Genomic DNA, 14,141 nt, shown 5'->3' with positions numbered 1-14,141 from the left:
GGGCTGGCGCAGACCGGCCGCCTGATCGCGGACGCCGCGAAGCGTGCGCCGGCGCTGGGCGTCGGCGCCTCGCGCCGGCCGGCCGCGATCGAGCAGATCCTCATCTCGTTCGCCCTCGCCCAGGGCGACCGTGCCGGGCCAGAGGCGGATGAGACGAACTTCGTGCTGTTCCAGCTGGCCGGGCGGGTCCAGGCGAACATCGACGCCGACGCGCTGGTGGCGCTGTCCCAGGCCAAGGACGCGCTGCAGCGCCGGTCGATCCACCAGGGGCTGCGCCTGCGGGCGCGGCGGGACGCCTATGAGCGGGGAGAGATCGCCAAGCTGGCGAGCCACGTTCAGGCGCCCGCGTATGACGCGTTGCTCAGCCACGACGTCCGCGCCCGGGGCGCGCTGCGCGACTTCGCCGTCCGGCTGGACGAGATCGACCGGTCGCTCGGGCCGGCTGTTGAGTCGGACCTGGTCGACCTGAAGCGCTTCCAGGCGGCGCTGCGGCCCGGCGAGGCGGCGCTGAGCGTGGCCATGGTTCCGGGCGGCATGGCCTATATGTGCGTGCGGCAGGATCGGGTGATGCGGCTGATCGCGCCGGCCGAACTGCGGCAGGCCACGCTGGACATCAAGATCCTGCAGGCGGCGCTGACCGCCGGGCACGCGCCCTCCGACGAACTGGACGCCCAGTTCCCCGCCGCCGCGGCGGTGCGGATGCACAAGCTGCTGATCGCGCCGTTCGAGGGCTGTGTGAAGGCCGGCGACCACCTGCTGTGGATGGCCGACGCCTCGGTCACGCCGCTGCCGTTGTCGGTGCTGTTGGCGCAGGCGCCGCCGAAGCTGGGCGAGGGCTATGACCTGGCCCAGGCCGACTGGCTCGTGCGCCGTCATGCGGTCAGCTATGCGGGATCGCCGGGCGCGATCCTGGCGGCGCGCTCAGGCGCGCTGGCGCCGGCGTCGGACTTCGACTTCCTGGGCGTCGGCGATCCGGTGCTGAGCGGGGCGACCGACCAGGGCGAGGACCGCGCCAGGATGCTGCTCAAGGGCTCGCGCAGCGCAGGCCTGGCCGCCCTGGCGCCGCTGCCGGAGACCAAGGACGAGCTGGAGCGGTCGGCCAAGGGGTTCGCCTCGACCAAGCTGCTGGTCCAGAACGCGGCGACCGAGCGCGGCGTGCGCGGCCAGTTGCTGGGCTCCTACCGCTACCTGTCGTTCGCCACCCACGGGCTGATCCGCGACGAGATCGAGGGGCTGAGCGAGCCGGCCCTGGCGCTGACGCCGGTCTCCTCGACCGATCCGCTGGACGATGGGCTGCTGACCGCCTCGGAGATCGCCGACCTGAACCTGGGGGCGCAGTTCGTGGCGCTGTCGGCCTGCAACACCGCCAACTACGACGTCGCGCAGATGGCCGGCGAGCTGCCGGCCCTGGCCTCGGCATTTGCGGTGGCCGGCGTACCCTCGACCCTGGGCTCGCTGTGGGCGGTGGATTCGGAGACCACCAAGGAGGTGGTGGCGACCACCTTCGAGACCCTGCGGACCGAGCATGGCGAAAGCCCGGCCCTGGCGCTGGCCCAGGCCCAGCGGACGTTTCTGGCCGCGCCGCCCTCGCGGGCCTATCTGCACCCGCGTTTCTGGGCGCCGTTGATCGTGCTGGGCGACGGCGCACGGCCGCCGGCGGCGCCTGGCGCCGGCAAGCTGACGGTGGACCCGATCTCCGGCGTCAGGGGCGAGGTCGTCGCGCTGCAGCGCGTGGGCGAACAGGTTCTGAGCCGGTTCTCGGATGCGGGTTCGAAGGCCGGAACGGCGCTGAGCGGCGGTTGGCGGCGCGATATGCAGCTGTCGGCCCCGACCTGGCTGATGGTCGAGATGGGCTCTGCAGTCCTGGTCGGCGGCGGGCACGCCGGCGCCGACGGGGGCGCCGCCCCCGTCATCGAGACGCTGGACAAGGCCAGCGGGGCGCTACGGGCGACCTGGCGCGGGGAGCGACCCGAAGGCATGGACTCGCTCGCCGCCACAGGCGTGACGCTTGGCCCGGGCCAGGCCCTGGTCGCCATCGCCGACAGCGCCGGGCGCGCACGGGCCGCCGGCCGGGACGTCGCCGACCAACTGCGCGTGATGCTGATCGACGGCGCGCAGCCGCCGCGGCTGCTGTTCACGGCCACGCCGCCGCAGGGCGTCGCCATCGAGGACGCCACCCTGACCCCGCTCGGCGAGCGCGTGCTGGTCACCTACACCGTGCGCCACCCGCCGGCCCAGCGGCAGGCGCTGGGCGAGGACGACTACGACCTGTCGCCCTGCATGGGCGTGCCGATCACCTGGGCCGAGCTGCGGGACCGGAAGAGCGGCGCGCTGATCTCCTCGCAGCAGCTGACCGGCTGGACCGCGCCGACGGCCCTGGCGCGGGACGGCCAGGTGTTGCTGGGCGGCGGCTTCATGGCGAGTTGCGAGGCCGAGCTGAAGGCAGGCGTGATTGCGCTGGATGCAAGTCTGCAGTCCCGGCTGGTCTATCGCGACGACAGCCTGGGCTGGTCCGAAGTGCGGGCGTTGGGCGCGATGACGGACGGCGGCGCGCTGATCGCCGCGGCCAAGCTGAGCCAGGTCGACTACCGCACAGGACCGCTTGCAAGGCCCGATCCCTACGCCCCCAGCGAGATGAAAACCCACGTGGGCGCGATGCTGCTGACGCTCGGCCCCGACGGGGCGGTGTCGGCGCCCAAGCTGCTGGACTCAGGCTCGAACCTCTATCTGTCGGACATCGACGCCAGCCGTCCGGGCGAGGCGCTGTTGGGCGGCGCGCTGGGCGGTCAGGCGGTCGTGATGCGGTTGTCGCCGCCCTAGGACGCCTTGGCCTTCTTGGCCTTGGCCGGCGGCGGAGCCGAGGTCACCAGGCTGGAGATCTGGCACTTGGAGCCGTCGACCAGCACCTGGCCGAAGCGGTCGAGCGAACTGGTTCCGCGCGGGACGAAGCCGACCTTCATCGCGTGGTCGAGGCCGATGCAGGGGCCGAACAGCTCGGCGCGATACCACTCGCCGCGCTGGCCCTCGATCCACAGGGCGTCGTCCCCGTCGGCCTGGAAGTTGCGAATGCCCGTGGTGGCGGCGAACGGAATGCGGGCGTCGACGCCGAGCGGGCGTTCGGCCGGCGCGGAGCTCGGGGCCGGGTTCGCCGCGGCGAGCGTTCCGCCCAGCAGCATCGCGCCTCCGGCGAGCGCGGCGATCAGGAACTTCATGTCGCGTGTCCCTTTCATAGGACGCCCAGCCCAGGACCGAACGCTAGAAGCGACGCCTTGAACTGCCCTTGAGAGGGTCGTTCATCGGGCGTTCATCGGCTCAGCACTCGACGACGTTGACGGCCAGGCCGCCCAGCGAGGTCTCCTTGTAGATCTCGTTCATGTCCTCGCCGGTGCGCTTCATGGTGGCGATGACCTTGTCGAGGGAGACAGTGTGCTGGCCGTCGCCGAGCAGGGCCAGGCGCGAGGCGTCGATGGCCTTCACCGCACCCATGGCGTTGCGCTCGATGCAGGGGATCTGGACCAGGCCGCCGATCGGGTCGCAGGTGAGGCCCAGATTGTGCTCCATGGCGATCTCGGCGGCGTTCTCGATCTGGGCGTTGGTCCCGCCGAGCGCGGCGGTCAGCCCCGCGGCGGCCATCGAACAGGCGACGCCCACCTCGCCCTGGCAGCCGACCTCGGCGCCCGAGATCGAGGCGTTGCGCTTGTAGAGCGAGCCGATCGCCGCGGCGGTCAGCAGGAAGGTCCGCCGCCCCTCCGGCCCGCCGCGATGGAAGCGGTCGTAGTAGCGCAGCACCGCCGGCAGCAGCCCGGCCGCGCCATTGGTCGGGGCGGTGACGACGCGGCCGCCGGCGGCGTTCTCCTCATTCACCGCCAGCGCCCAGAGATTGACCCAGTCGAGGGCGGCCAGCGGATCGGAGATGTTGCGTTCGACCTTGCTCATCAGGTCGGTGTGGATCTGCCGCGCGCGGCGGCGGACCTTCAGGCCGCCGGGCAGGCAGCCCTCCTGGCGCAGGCCGCGCTCGATGCAGGCCTCCATGCCCGCGAAGATGGCGTCGAGGCCGACCTCGACCTCGGCCGGGGCGCGCACGGCCGTCTCGTTGGCGAACATCAGCTCGGCGATGGTCAGGCCCGCGGCCTGCGCCTGGGCCAGCAGTTCGGCGCCCGAGGCGTAGGGATAGGGCTCGGCCGCGGCGCGGATCGGCGCGGCGTTGGCCGCCAGTTCGGCCTCGTCGACCACGAAGCCGCCGCCGATCGAGAAGTAGAGCTTTTCGTCGAGCAGCGCCTCGCCGCCGAAGGCGCGGAAGGCCAGGCCGTTGGGATGCTGCGGCAGGCGGGTGCGGCCTTCCCAGAGGATGTCGCGGGCCTCGTCGAAGTCGACTTCCGGCCCCTCGTCGCCGAGCTTCAGGCGGCTGGTCGCGCGGATCGTCTCCAGGGCGGCGTCGGCGGCGTCGGGATCGATGCTGGCGGGGACGAAGCCGGCGAGGCCCAGGATCACCGCGCGGTCGGTGGCGTGGCCCCGCCCGGTCAGGGCCAACGAGGCGTAGAGCACGGTCTCCACGCGGGTGACCTTTGCCAATCGCCCCTGGTCGCGCAGGCGCCGCAGGAAGCGCGCGCCGGCGGTCATCGGACCCATGGTGTGGGAGCTGGACGGGCCCACACCCAACTTGAACAAATCGAACGCGCTCGCCATGGCAGGTTGGTACGTCATTGCGTGAATTGCGCCAAGCCGGGGCAAGGCGTCCCTTAGTGATTGCCGTAAGGGTGACGCGGGCAGCCCGCGTCGCTAGCTAGTGTCCATGAGCCAGACCCTGACCATCCGCCCCGCCGTCAGCGGCGACATCCCGGCCCTGAAGGCGGTGATGGACCGCGCGATCAAGGAGCTGCTCCCCGCCTTCCTGCCGCCGGCCGAGGTGCTCGCCTCGCAGGAGGTGATGGGCCTCGACACGCAGCTGATCGAGGACGGCACCTACTACGTGGTCGAAGCGGGCGGCGCGATCGCCGGGTGCGGCGGCTGGAGCCGGCGCGCGACCCTGTTCGGCGGCGACCATTCGGCCGGCCGCGACGCGGCGCTGGTCGACCCCGCCACGGACCCGGCGCGGGTGCGGGCGATGTACACCAGTCCCGACTTCACCCGACGCGGGGTTGGACGCCTGATCCTGGCCACCTGCGAGGCCAAGGCGAAGGCCGAGGGCTTCAGCCGCTGCGAGATGGCCGCGACCATGGCCGGCGAGCCGCTCTACGCCGCCTGCGGCTACCAGCGCATCGAGCCGTTCGAGGCGCAGACCTCGAACGGCGTGAAGGTGCCGTTGGTGCGGATGGGCAAGGCGATCTGACACGAAATCGGGCGGCCCCGCGCGGGGGCCGCCCCTTCCGGATCAGAACTTCATCTGGATCTTGGCGTAGTAGAACCCGCCCTGCCAGTCGACGATCGAGTCCGACCGGTAGATGCGCCCGTTGGTGCCCTGCTCGCCCGTTTCATCCGGGGCCGGATAGTTGTCGAAGATGTTCCGCGCCCCGACCGTGAGGCTGTAGGTCTCATCGATGTCCCAGTTGGCCTCGACGTCGAACTGGACCTCCGGATCCCAGGTCTGAACGGTCGGGATCGAGACGCTGTACATGTTCTTGTACGAGCCATAGACGTTCGCCCGCCCCATGATCGAGAACGGCCCCATGTGGTGGGTCGCGGTCAGCACCGAGCGCCAGTGCGGCGTAGCGTGCTTGAAGTCGTAGATGTACTCGCCGTCGAAGAAGGTGCGGGTCGTGCCGGTGGCGTCGACGAACTTCTTCACCTCCTCGACCACCGGGTTGTTGATGTTGAACGAAGCCGAGAAGTTGGTGCTCTGGCCGTTGTCCCAGCCGCGGGCGTAGGTGGCGACCACGTCCAGGCCGGTGACGCTGGCGTCGAAGGCGTTCTGGAAGAAGTTCACCTGGCCGATGGTGTCGGCCCCCGGAATGCCCGCGGCGACCATCGCGGCGGTGATGGTCGGCGTCACCGTGATCGGGGTGATCGCGTAGAACATGTCGTCGACCTTGATGTGGTAGGCGTCGAGCGTGATGTTCAGACCGTCGAACAGCTCGAGCGTCAGGCCGATCGAATAGTTGTCCGACTTTTCCGGTCCCAGCGGCTCGGCGCCCAGATACTGCGCCACCGGGTTGGTCGCCGGAAACAGGCCCTGGGCCACCGGCACCCCGTTGTTGACCACGGTCGAGGTGTAGGTGGTGAAGGTCTGGCCTGTGGTCGGGGCCCGGAAGCCGGTGCCGACCGAACCGCGGATGGCGATGCCGTCCACGATCTCGAAGCGGCCGGCGACCTTGTAGTCGACAGTCGAGCCGAAGTCGGAGAAGTCCTCGGCGCGCAGCGAGCCTTGCAGGAACAGGCGGTCGGTGACGTCGAGGCTGGCCTCGGTATAGACCGCGTAGGAATCACGGGTCAGGCGGCCCGAATAGAGGGGCGGGAAGCCGGGGGCGCCGTTCGAACCGACGCCGAGCACCGCATAGACCGGGTTGGTGATGGTCCGCCCGTTCAGCACGATGGTCGGGGTGTTGCAGACGATGCCCGCATTCTGCGGCGCGGTCGGTCGCAGGGTGCGCTGGGCGATCGCCGTCTCATTGGTGCAGAAGTCGTACGGGTCCTGCGCCGAATAGGGCCCGGCGGTGTAGGACGGCACGTCGCCGGTCAGGATTTCGTAGCCTTCCTTGCGGTATTCGGCGCCGAAGGCGATGGCCAGCGGGTTCTCGGTGAAGCCGGTGGCGACCTCGTAGGTGAAGTCGGCGTTCAGCGACCACTCGTCGGAGACCAGCGAGCCGACATGGAATTCGGTGGGCGAGGCCTCGCCCAGCGAGAAATTCACCGTCTCGGTCAGGTCGTAGGCCAGTTCGTTGCGGCCGTAGCGGGCCGACAGGTCATAGCCCAGGCCGTTCAGCACCTCGCCCCGGAAGCCGCCCGCTACGCTGACGTCGTAGACGTCGCCGAAGAACTGGGGCGTGAAGCCGCGCGGGAAGATCTGGTTGGCGCGGAACAGGGCGCCGCTGCGGGTATAGACGTAGTCGTCGGCCTGGTTTGTGGTGGCGCCGACATCGATCGGCGGGCGGTAGTTGAAGTCTTCCTTGGCGTGGCTCTGGCCGTAGTTGCCGAAGATGTAGAAATCCAGGTTCTCGGAGACCTCGTAGCCGGCGTTGACGAACACGCGCAGGGCCTCGGACTCCGGCTGGCCCCACTTCTGCCAAACGTCGGGAATGCGGCCGGGCATATAGCCGACCGATTGGGCGTATGCGGCGCTATAGGCCGAGCCGGGCGCCGTGGTCTCGGTCGGGAACAGGGCCGAGCAGAAGCCGGCCGACTGGTTGGGAATATTGCGGTTGCAGTACTGCTTGCCGCGGCTGGTCGGCTGGTCGGTCGTCCACTCGAAGGAGACGCTGACGAAGCCGGAGTCGCCGATGGAAAAGCCCTTGTTGCCGCCGATGACGATGCCTTCGCCATCCTTCTCGTAGTACTGGCCGGCCTGGACGGTCAGCATGCCGCCCTCGGAATTGTCCTTCAGGATGAAGTTGATGACGCCGGCGATGGCGTCGGAGCCGTACTGCGCCCCGGCGCCGTCGCGCAGGACCTCCACCGACTTGAGCGCCGCCGACGGAATCTGGGCGGCGTCCGCCGACTGGCTGCCGTCACCGCCCGTGGTGACCAGCGCCGCGCGGTGGCGGCGCTTGGAGTTCACCAGCAGCAGGGTCTTGTCCGACGACAGGCCGCGCAGGGCCGCCGGGCGGATGAAGGTGGCGCCGTCGGAGATCGGCTGGCGGGTGATGGTGTAGGACGGCACCAGGGTCTTCAGCAGGTCCTGAGTGTCGGAATGCGAGATCGCCTCGATGTCCGCGGCGCTGAACGAATCGACCGGCACCGGCGACTCCATCACCGTGCGCGGCAAGGCGCGCGAGCCGGTGACGACCACCTCGTCGATGGTCGATGACTGGGCGGCCGCCATCCCGGCCGAAAACAGGGTCGCGAGAGAGACGCCCGCGAGCAGTCCGATACGCACGTTGGTTCTCATGATTATTGCCCCCACAGCACAGACGGCCGACATCGACCGTCATTGGTCACAGCCCCCCGCAGCCGCTTTGCAGCGGTCAGACGGCCGGATCGTTTTGGAAAAGAGTCGCGGTGAGCGATGCGATGAGCATCGGCGCGTCTGGACTTGGTACAGGCATAGGCTGGCGCATCTCAGACACTCTCCACGCAGGTGAGAGCCCGGGTCCTGTTTGTTTCCTCGAACGCGCTCTTGCTTCTTGTCTTGCGGTTACTGGCGTCGGGGCGGGCACATGAACCGCCGCGACGTCCGAAGGCTCCGCGCGGCAGGTTTCCACTGTCAATCAGCGCCCCGCCGCAAAGCACCCGATGGGCCGACTTCTGCCCGACATTCGGACATGGGCGACCCCGCTTTTAATCAATACCTGTCGGATGGGCATTGCTCGGGATTCGGACAGTGTTCCGGATGCGGAATATTCGAGCCGCCGGCGCCGCACGTTTGATCACGCCGTTCGCCGAAGCGCCCGTGGGCCCGCCCCGCGCTTGAACAGCTGCGCGAGCAGGCGGGTCATGAACGCCTTGGTGGTTGATCTGGGGAACTCGAAAGATGGGGATCAGTCGGCGTTTATTTCTTCACCGTCTGGGCGCGACCGGCGGCTACGGCGCGACCTATTCGGCGATGCGGACCTTGGGCCTGATGGGCGCAGTGGCCTCGGCGGCGACGCCGGCGATGGCCGCGGACGCGGGCCGCGGCAAGCGGGTGGTCATCCTGGGCGGCGGCGTGGCCGGCCTGGTGTCGGCCTATGAGCTGGAGCGGGCCGGCTATGACGTGACGCTACTGGAGGCGCGCGGGCGCCTGGGCGGGCGCAACTGGACGCTGCGAGGCGGCGACAAGGTCGAGATGGTCGGCGAAGAGACGCAGACTGTGCGCTTCTCCGACGGCCTCTACATGAACGCCGGGCCGGCGCGGATCCCGAGCCATCACCAGGGGCTGCTGTCATACTGCAGCAAGCTGGGCGTGCCGCTGGAGGTCGAGATCAATTCCAGCCGCAGCGCCTATCTGTGGGCCGACGGCGGCAAGAAGCTGCAGATGCGCCAGGGGGTCAACGACACCCGCGGCTACATCTCCGAGCTGCTGGCCAAGGCGGTCAACAAGGGCGCCCTCGACCAGGATCTCAGCGTCGAGGACAAGGAAAAGCTGCTGCCGTTCCTGAAGACCTACGGCGACCTCGGCGAGGACATGGCGTTCAAGGGCACCGAGCGATCGGGCCTGTTGCAGGCGCCCGGCGCGGCGGACCAGTTCGCCAAGGCGCGCGATCCGGCCGCGTTCCGCGACCTGATCGGCCACCCGCAGATCGGCGCCACCCTGTTCGAAGACAACATCAACATGCAGGCGACGATGTTCCAGCCGGTCGGCGGCATGGACCAGATCATCGCCGGCTTCGAGCGCGCCATCCGCAGCCCGGTGATCAGGAACGCCGAGGTCACCCAGATCCGGGCCGACGGCAAGGGCGTCAAGATCACCTATCGCGACACCGTCAGCGGCAAGACCCAGGCGGTCGAGGGCGACTACACGATCATCACCCTGCCGCTGGCCCTGCTGGCCAAGATCGACAACAACTTCGGCAAGGACGTGAAGGCGGCGATCGCCTCGGTGCCCAACGACTTCTCCAACAAGATCGGCTTCGATGCGCCGCGGTTCTGGGAGAAGGAGCAGATCTACGGCGGCATTTCGTTCGTCGGCGGCGAGACCAGCCTGGTCTGGTATCCGTCCAACGGCCTGCACACCGAGCGCGGCATGCTGCTGGCCTGCTACGGCTCGGGCTCGCGCGCCGAGGGCTTCGCCAAGCGCCCGCTGGCCGAGCAGATCGCCATGGCCCGCAGCGTGGTCGGCAAGCTGCACCCCGGACGCGACGCGGAGCTGACCAATCCGGTCGTCGTGAACTGGAGCAAGATTCCCTACAACATGGGGCCCTGGCCGCGCTGGGGCGAGCGCGGCGGCGTGCAGGAGGGGCACTTCGATTCGGCGGAGTACCGGCTGCTGAACCAGCCGCACGGGCGTGTGCATTTTTCGGGCGCACACCTCAGCCAGACGCCCGGCTGGCAGGAAGGCGCCGTCTATTCGGCGCAACGCACGATCGCGGCGCTCAACGAACAGGTTAAGCAGCGGGCATTGGTGGAACCCCGCGCGGCGGCTTGATCGTCATCGCAATCGCCTGCCCAATAGCCAAGCTCAGTCATAGGAAACCGAAGTTCATGCGAAAGTTCATCCTGCCGGCCGCCCTGCTGGCGCTGGTCGCCGCCACGCCCGCCGCCGCCCAGGTCAAGCGGATAGGAGCGGCGACCTCGCCGATCCTGCAGGCGGCCGTGGTGCCGGCCGGCACGGACATCATGTACGTCAGCGGCATCACCCCGCCGGCGCTGAACGCCGGCGCCCCGGCCGGGACGCCGCCCCAGTTCGGCGACACCAAGACCCAGACCATCGGCGTCCTCAAGCGCATCGAGGACATTCTGAAGGCCGAGGGCCTGACCCACGGCGACGTGTTCATGATGCGGGTGCTGCTGGTCGGCGACCCGGCCAAGGGCGGGGCGATGGACTTCGCCGGCATGATGGAGGGCTACAAGCAGTTCTACGGAACCGAGACCCAGCCCAACAAGACCGCCCGCATCACCAGCCAGGTCGCCGCACTGGTGGCGCCGGGCATGATGGTCGAGATCGAGGTCCAGGCGGCCAAGCCGAAGAAGTAGGCGCCTTGGTCGGCCGGGCGACGGGCCCGGTCGACCGACGCTTGCCGCTGGCGCGCGCGGGGAACTTGTCGGAAGCTCCACCTTTCAGACAAGAGCCTCCATGCGCGCCCTGATCCTCGCCGTCCTTCTGCTGGCCGCCGGTTCGGCCGGCGCCCAGGAATATCCGATCCGGCTTCCCAGCCCCGGCGGCGAGGTGATCCTGCCGAACGCCGGCGCCAAGAAGGCGCATGACGAGTGGCGCTACGCCGCCGCCCGGCGGGCCGGCGACACGCTCTATGTCTCGGGCGTGGTGGTGTTCCGCGCCCCCGGCGAAGCCAATGACGCCGAGGCCTTCAAGGCCCAGGCCCGGCGCAGTTTCGAACAGCTGAAGAAGACCCTGACCGCATCGGGCGCGACCTTCGCCGACGTGGCGATGATCAACTCGTTCCATGTCTGGGACGGGCCCAACTTCGCCGGGACCAAGGACCAGCAGTTCGCCGCCTTCGAGGAGGTGGTCGGCGAATACTTCCGGCCGCCCTATCCAGCCTGGACCGCGGTTGGTACGACCGGGGTCCTCGGTGAGACCGGAATCGTAGAAATCCAGCTCATCGTCCATTCGCCGGCGAGGAAACCGTGACCGACACCCTAGGCCCCCTGCTCTCGTTCCAGCCTCCCGTGACGCCGGCCCTGGTCGTGCGCCGAGCGGCGCTGGAGGCGAACCTGGCGACCATGCAGGCTGCTTGCAGCGCCGCCGGGGTCAGCCTGCGGGCCCACGGCAAGATGCACAAGTGCACGACGCTGGGCCGCCGCCAGGTCGAGCTGGGCGCGGTCGGGCTGTGCTGCCAGACGGTGGGCGAGGCGCAGGCCTATGCCGCCGCGGGCGTGCGCGACCTGCTGATCACCTCGCCGCCGGCGCCCTGGGGCGCGGAGAAGATCGCCGCCATCGCCGCCTCGAGCGTCAGCATCGCGGTGGTCGCCGACGACGCGGGCCAGATCGCGCGGCTGGGCGCGGCGGCGCAAGCTGCGGGAACCACCATCGGCCTGGTCGTCGACATCGACCTCGGCACCCATCGCACCGGCGTGCCGCCGGAACAGGTCGCCGCCCTCGCCCGCTTGGCCGCCCAGACGCCGGGCCTGCGCTATCGCGGGATCCAGGCCTATCTCGGCCACCTGCAGCACCTGGCCGACCTGGAGGCGCGGCGCGGCGCCTGCCAGGCAGCCCGCCAGCGGCTGGGCGCGCTGGTCGGCGAGCTGGCCGAGGCCGGCCTGAAGCCGGAACTCGTCACCGGCGGCGGCACCGGCACCTATGTCGAGGACCTGGCCAGCGGCGTCTTCAACGAGATCCAGGCCGGCTCCTACGTGTTCATGGACGTTGAGTACGAGGACTGCGGCGCCATCGACGGCCAGGCCTGGCCGTTCAAGCAGGCGCTGTTCATCGCCACCAGCGTGGTCTCGGCCCGCCACAAGACCCACGTGGTCTGCGACAGCGGCCTCAAGGCGCACTCGGTCGACGGCCCGCCCGCCCGGGTGATCGCCGGCGCGCCGCAGGGCGCGCGCTGGCGGCCGATGGGCGACGAGCACGCGGCGATCTTCCACCCGGCGATGATGGGCGTGATCAAGGCCGCCGGGGCCGACTTCGCCGGCGGGATCACCGCCGCCGACGAGGACGCCGCCATCGCCTGGCCGGCCGACGCGCCCAAGGTCGGCGACCTGGTCTGGCTGCAGCCGGGGCACATCGACCCCACCATCAACCTCTATGACGCGCTGATCGTCGTGGACGAGGACGGGGCGTCGGAAACCTGGCCGGTGGACGCGCGGCGCAGTTCACGCTGATCGTGGCTTTCCCTCCGGGAAGACGCATCGTAGTGGGGGCGACACCCGCCAACCGCCATCCATGAGGACGCCATGAAGACCCGCGCCGCCGTCGCCTTCGAAGCCAAGAAGCCGCTGGAAATCGTCGAGGTCGACCTGGAAGGTCCCAAGGCGTTCGAGGTGCTGGTCGAGATCAAGGCCACCGGCATCTGCCACACCGACGCCTATACGTTGGACGGCCTGGACTCTGAGGGCATCTTCCCCTCGATCCTGGGCCACGAGGGCGCGGGCGTGGTGGTCGAGGTCGGCCCCGGCGTCACCAGCGTCAAGCCCGGCGACCACGTGATCCCGCTCTACACGCCCGAATGCCGCCAGTGCAAAAGCTGCCTGTCGCGCAAGACCAACCTCTGCACCGCGATCCGCGGCACGCAAGGCAAAGGCCAGATGCCCGACGGCACCAGCCGGTTCAGCTACAAGGGCCAGGCCATCGCCCACTACATGGGCTGCTCGACCTTCTCGAACTACACCGTGCTGCCCGAGATCGCGGTCGCCAAGATCCGGCCCGACGCGCCGTTCGACAAGGCCTGCTACATCGGCTGCGGCGTCACCACCGGGGTCGGGGCGGTGGTCAACACCGCCGGCGTCGAGCCGGGTTCTAACTGCATCGTCTTCGGCCTGGGCGGCATCGGCCTCAACGTCATCCAGGGCCTGAAGATGGTGGGCGCCGACATGATCGTCGGCGTCGACATCAACCCGGACCGCGAGGAATGGGGCCGCAAGTTCGGCATGACCCACTTCGTCAATCCCAACGACATCGGCGGCGCCGACATCGTCGCGCACCTGGTCGCCCTGACCGACGGCGGCGCGGACTACACCTTCGACTGCACCGGCAACACCAACGTCATGCGCCAGGCGCTGGAAGCCTGCCATCGCGGCTGGGGCGAGAGCGTGATCATCGGCGTGGCCGAGGCCGGCAAGGAAATCTCCACCCGCCCGTTCCAGCTGGTCACCGGCCGCGTCTGGAAGGGCTCGGCCTTCGGCGGCGCGCGCGGGCGCACCGACGTGCCGAAGATCGTCGACTGGTACATGGACGGGAAGATCCAGATCGACCCGATGATCACCCACGTCATGCCGCTGGAAGACATCAACAAGGCGTTCGACCTGATGCACGCCGGCGAGAGCATCCGCTCGGTCGTGGTGTTCTAGCGACAAGGTGCGGCGGGCATGATCGCACTCCTGCTCACCGCGCAACTGGCCGTCGCGCCGCCCCCGCCGCTGAAAGTGGCGACCTACGCCTATCCGAAATACGACCGCGCTGCGGCGCTGAAGCCGATGGCCGATCAGCTGGGCGCGGCGCTGGGCCGGGAGACCCAGGTGGTGCTGCTGGAGACCCCCGACGCTTTGGCCGAGGCCCTGCGCGCCGGCGAGGTCGACGTCGCCATGACAAACCTCGCCGCCTATCTGGCGGCGCGCTCCGACCCGAAGGTGCAGGCGGTGGCGGCGCTGGACGTGCCGGCCGCGACCGCCGGGCGCTATCGCGGCGTGCTGCTCGCCCGGCGGCAGGCCGGGGTGGCGGCGATGGCCGA

At 69.6% G+C, this 14,141-nt stretch carries 11 protein-coding genes; 8 read left to right on the top strand and 3 right to left on the bottom strand.

Features of this window, described 5'->3' with window-relative positions:
• Positions 1 to 2,820, top strand: a 2,820-nt coding sequence (locus OUA97_RS21965) for a CHAT domain-containing protein (protein ID WP_267234226.1), incomplete at its 5' end; no start/stop codon positions are given.
• Here OUA97_RS21965 and OUA97_RS21960 read toward each other — a convergent pair.
• Positions 2,817 to 3,212 carry a DUF6491 family protein gene (locus OUA97_RS21960; protein WP_267234225.1) on the bottom strand — a complete coding sequence of 132 codons (396 nt, stop codon included), beginning with the start codon at positions 3,210 to 3,212 and terminating at the stop codon, positions 2,817 to 2,819. The two genes, OUA97_RS21965 and OUA97_RS21960, sit on opposite strands and share 4 nt — an antisense overlap.
• A 100-nt stretch (positions 3,213 to 3,312) precedes the next feature.
• A complete protein-coding gene (locus OUA97_RS21955) occupies positions 3,313 to 4,686 on the bottom strand; it encodes an L-serine ammonia-lyase (protein WP_267234227.1) in 1,374 nt (457 codons plus the stop codon).
• Between the two features lie 106 nt (positions 4,687 to 4,792).
• Between OUA97_RS21955 and OUA97_RS21950 the strand changes: the two genes are divergently transcribed.
• Entirely contained in the window at positions 4,793 to 5,329 is a 537-nt protein-coding gene (locus OUA97_RS21950; protein ID WP_267234224.1) for a GNAT family N-acetyltransferase, read from the top strand.
• 42 nt (positions 5,330 to 5,371) lie between these two features.
• On the opposite strand, the gene OUA97_RS21945 is transcribed toward OUA97_RS21950, so the two are convergent.
• Positions 5,372 to 8,029: a TonB-dependent receptor plug domain-containing protein gene (locus OUA97_RS21945; RefSeq protein ID WP_267234223.1), complete on the bottom strand. Its 2,658-nt coding sequence runs from the start codon at positions 8,027 to 8,029 to the stop codon at positions 5,372 to 5,374.
• A gap of 594 nt (positions 8,030 to 8,623) precedes the next feature.
• On the opposite strand from OUA97_RS21945, the gene OUA97_RS21940 reads away from it, so the two are divergent.
• The 6 genes from OUA97_RS21940 to OUA97_RS21915 all read left to right on the top strand — a co-directional run.
• Positions 8,624 to 10,216 carry a flavin monoamine oxidase family protein gene (locus tag OUA97_RS21940; protein ID WP_267234222.1) on the top strand — a complete coding sequence of 531 codons (1,593 nt, stop codon included), beginning with the start codon at positions 8,624 to 8,626 and terminating at the stop codon, positions 10,214 to 10,216.
• A 56-nt stretch (positions 10,217 to 10,272) separates the two neighbouring features.
• Positions 10,273 to 10,764, top strand: coding sequence for a RidA family protein (locus OUA97_RS21935; protein ID WP_267234221.1), 492 nt, complete (start codon positions 10,273 to 10,275; stop codon positions 10,762 to 10,764).
• A 100-nt stretch (positions 10,765 to 10,864) separates the two neighbouring features.
• Positions 10,865 to 11,380 (top strand): Rid family hydrolase, encoded by a 516-nt coding sequence (locus tag OUA97_RS21930; RefSeq protein ID WP_267234220.1) that lies wholly within the window; start codon positions 10,865 to 10,867, stop codon positions 11,378 to 11,380.
• Positions 11,377 to 12,576, top strand: coding sequence for a DSD1 family PLP-dependent enzyme (locus OUA97_RS21925; protein WP_267234219.1), 1,200 nt, complete (start codon positions 11,377 to 11,379; stop codon positions 12,574 to 12,576). Before OUA97_RS21930 ends, OUA97_RS21925 begins: the two co-directional genes overlap by 4 nt.
• 72 nt (positions 12,577 to 12,648) lie before the next feature.
• Positions 12,649 to 13,761 (top strand): S-(hydroxymethyl)glutathione dehydrogenase/class III alcohol dehydrogenase, encoded by a 1,113-nt coding sequence (locus OUA97_RS21920; protein WP_267234218.1) that lies wholly within the window; start codon positions 12,649 to 12,651, stop codon positions 13,759 to 13,761.
• Positions 13,762 to 13,779: 18 nt separating this feature from the next.
• Positions 13,780 to 14,141: PhnD/SsuA/transferrin family substrate-binding protein (locus OUA97_RS21915; RefSeq protein WP_267234217.1), on the top strand; the 362-nt coding region annotated here is incomplete at its 3' end.

The organism is Phenylobacterium sp. 58.2.17, assembly GCF_026411515.1.
Taxonomy (GTDB): Bacteria; Pseudomonadota; Alphaproteobacteria; order Caulobacterales; family Caulobacteraceae; genus Phenylobacterium.
This window is presented reverse-complemented; position numbering and strand designations above follow the sequence as displayed.

Bases quoted from the DNA above. Each gene is read 5' to 3' on its own strand.
- OUA97_RS21955 (WP_267234227.1), bottom strand. From the start codon at position 4,686: ATGGCGAGCGCGTTCGATTTGTTCAAGTTGGGTGTGGGCCCGTCCAGC.
- OUA97_RS21920 (WP_267234218.1), top strand. From the start codon at position 12,649: ATGAAGACCCGCGCCGCCGTCGCCTTCGAAGCCAAGAAGCCGCTGGAA.
- OUA97_RS21960 (WP_267234225.1), bottom strand. From the start codon at position 3,212: ATGAAGTTCCTGATCGCCGCGCTCGCCGGAGGCGCGATGCTGCTGGGC.
- OUA97_RS21940 (WP_267234222.1), top strand. From the start codon at position 8,624: ATGGGGATCAGTCGGCGTTTATTTCTTCACCGTCTGGGCGCGACCGGC.
- OUA97_RS21950 (WP_267234224.1), top strand. From the start codon at position 4,793: ATGAGCCAGACCCTGACCATCCGCCCCGCCGTCAGCGGCGACATCCCG.
- OUA97_RS21930 (WP_267234220.1), top strand. From the start codon at position 10,865: ATGCGCGCCCTGATCCTCGCCGTCCTTCTGCTGGCCGCCGGTTCGGCC.
- OUA97_RS21935 (WP_267234221.1), top strand. From the start codon at position 10,273: ATGCGAAAGTTCATCCTGCCGGCCGCCCTGCTGGCGCTGGTCGCCGCC.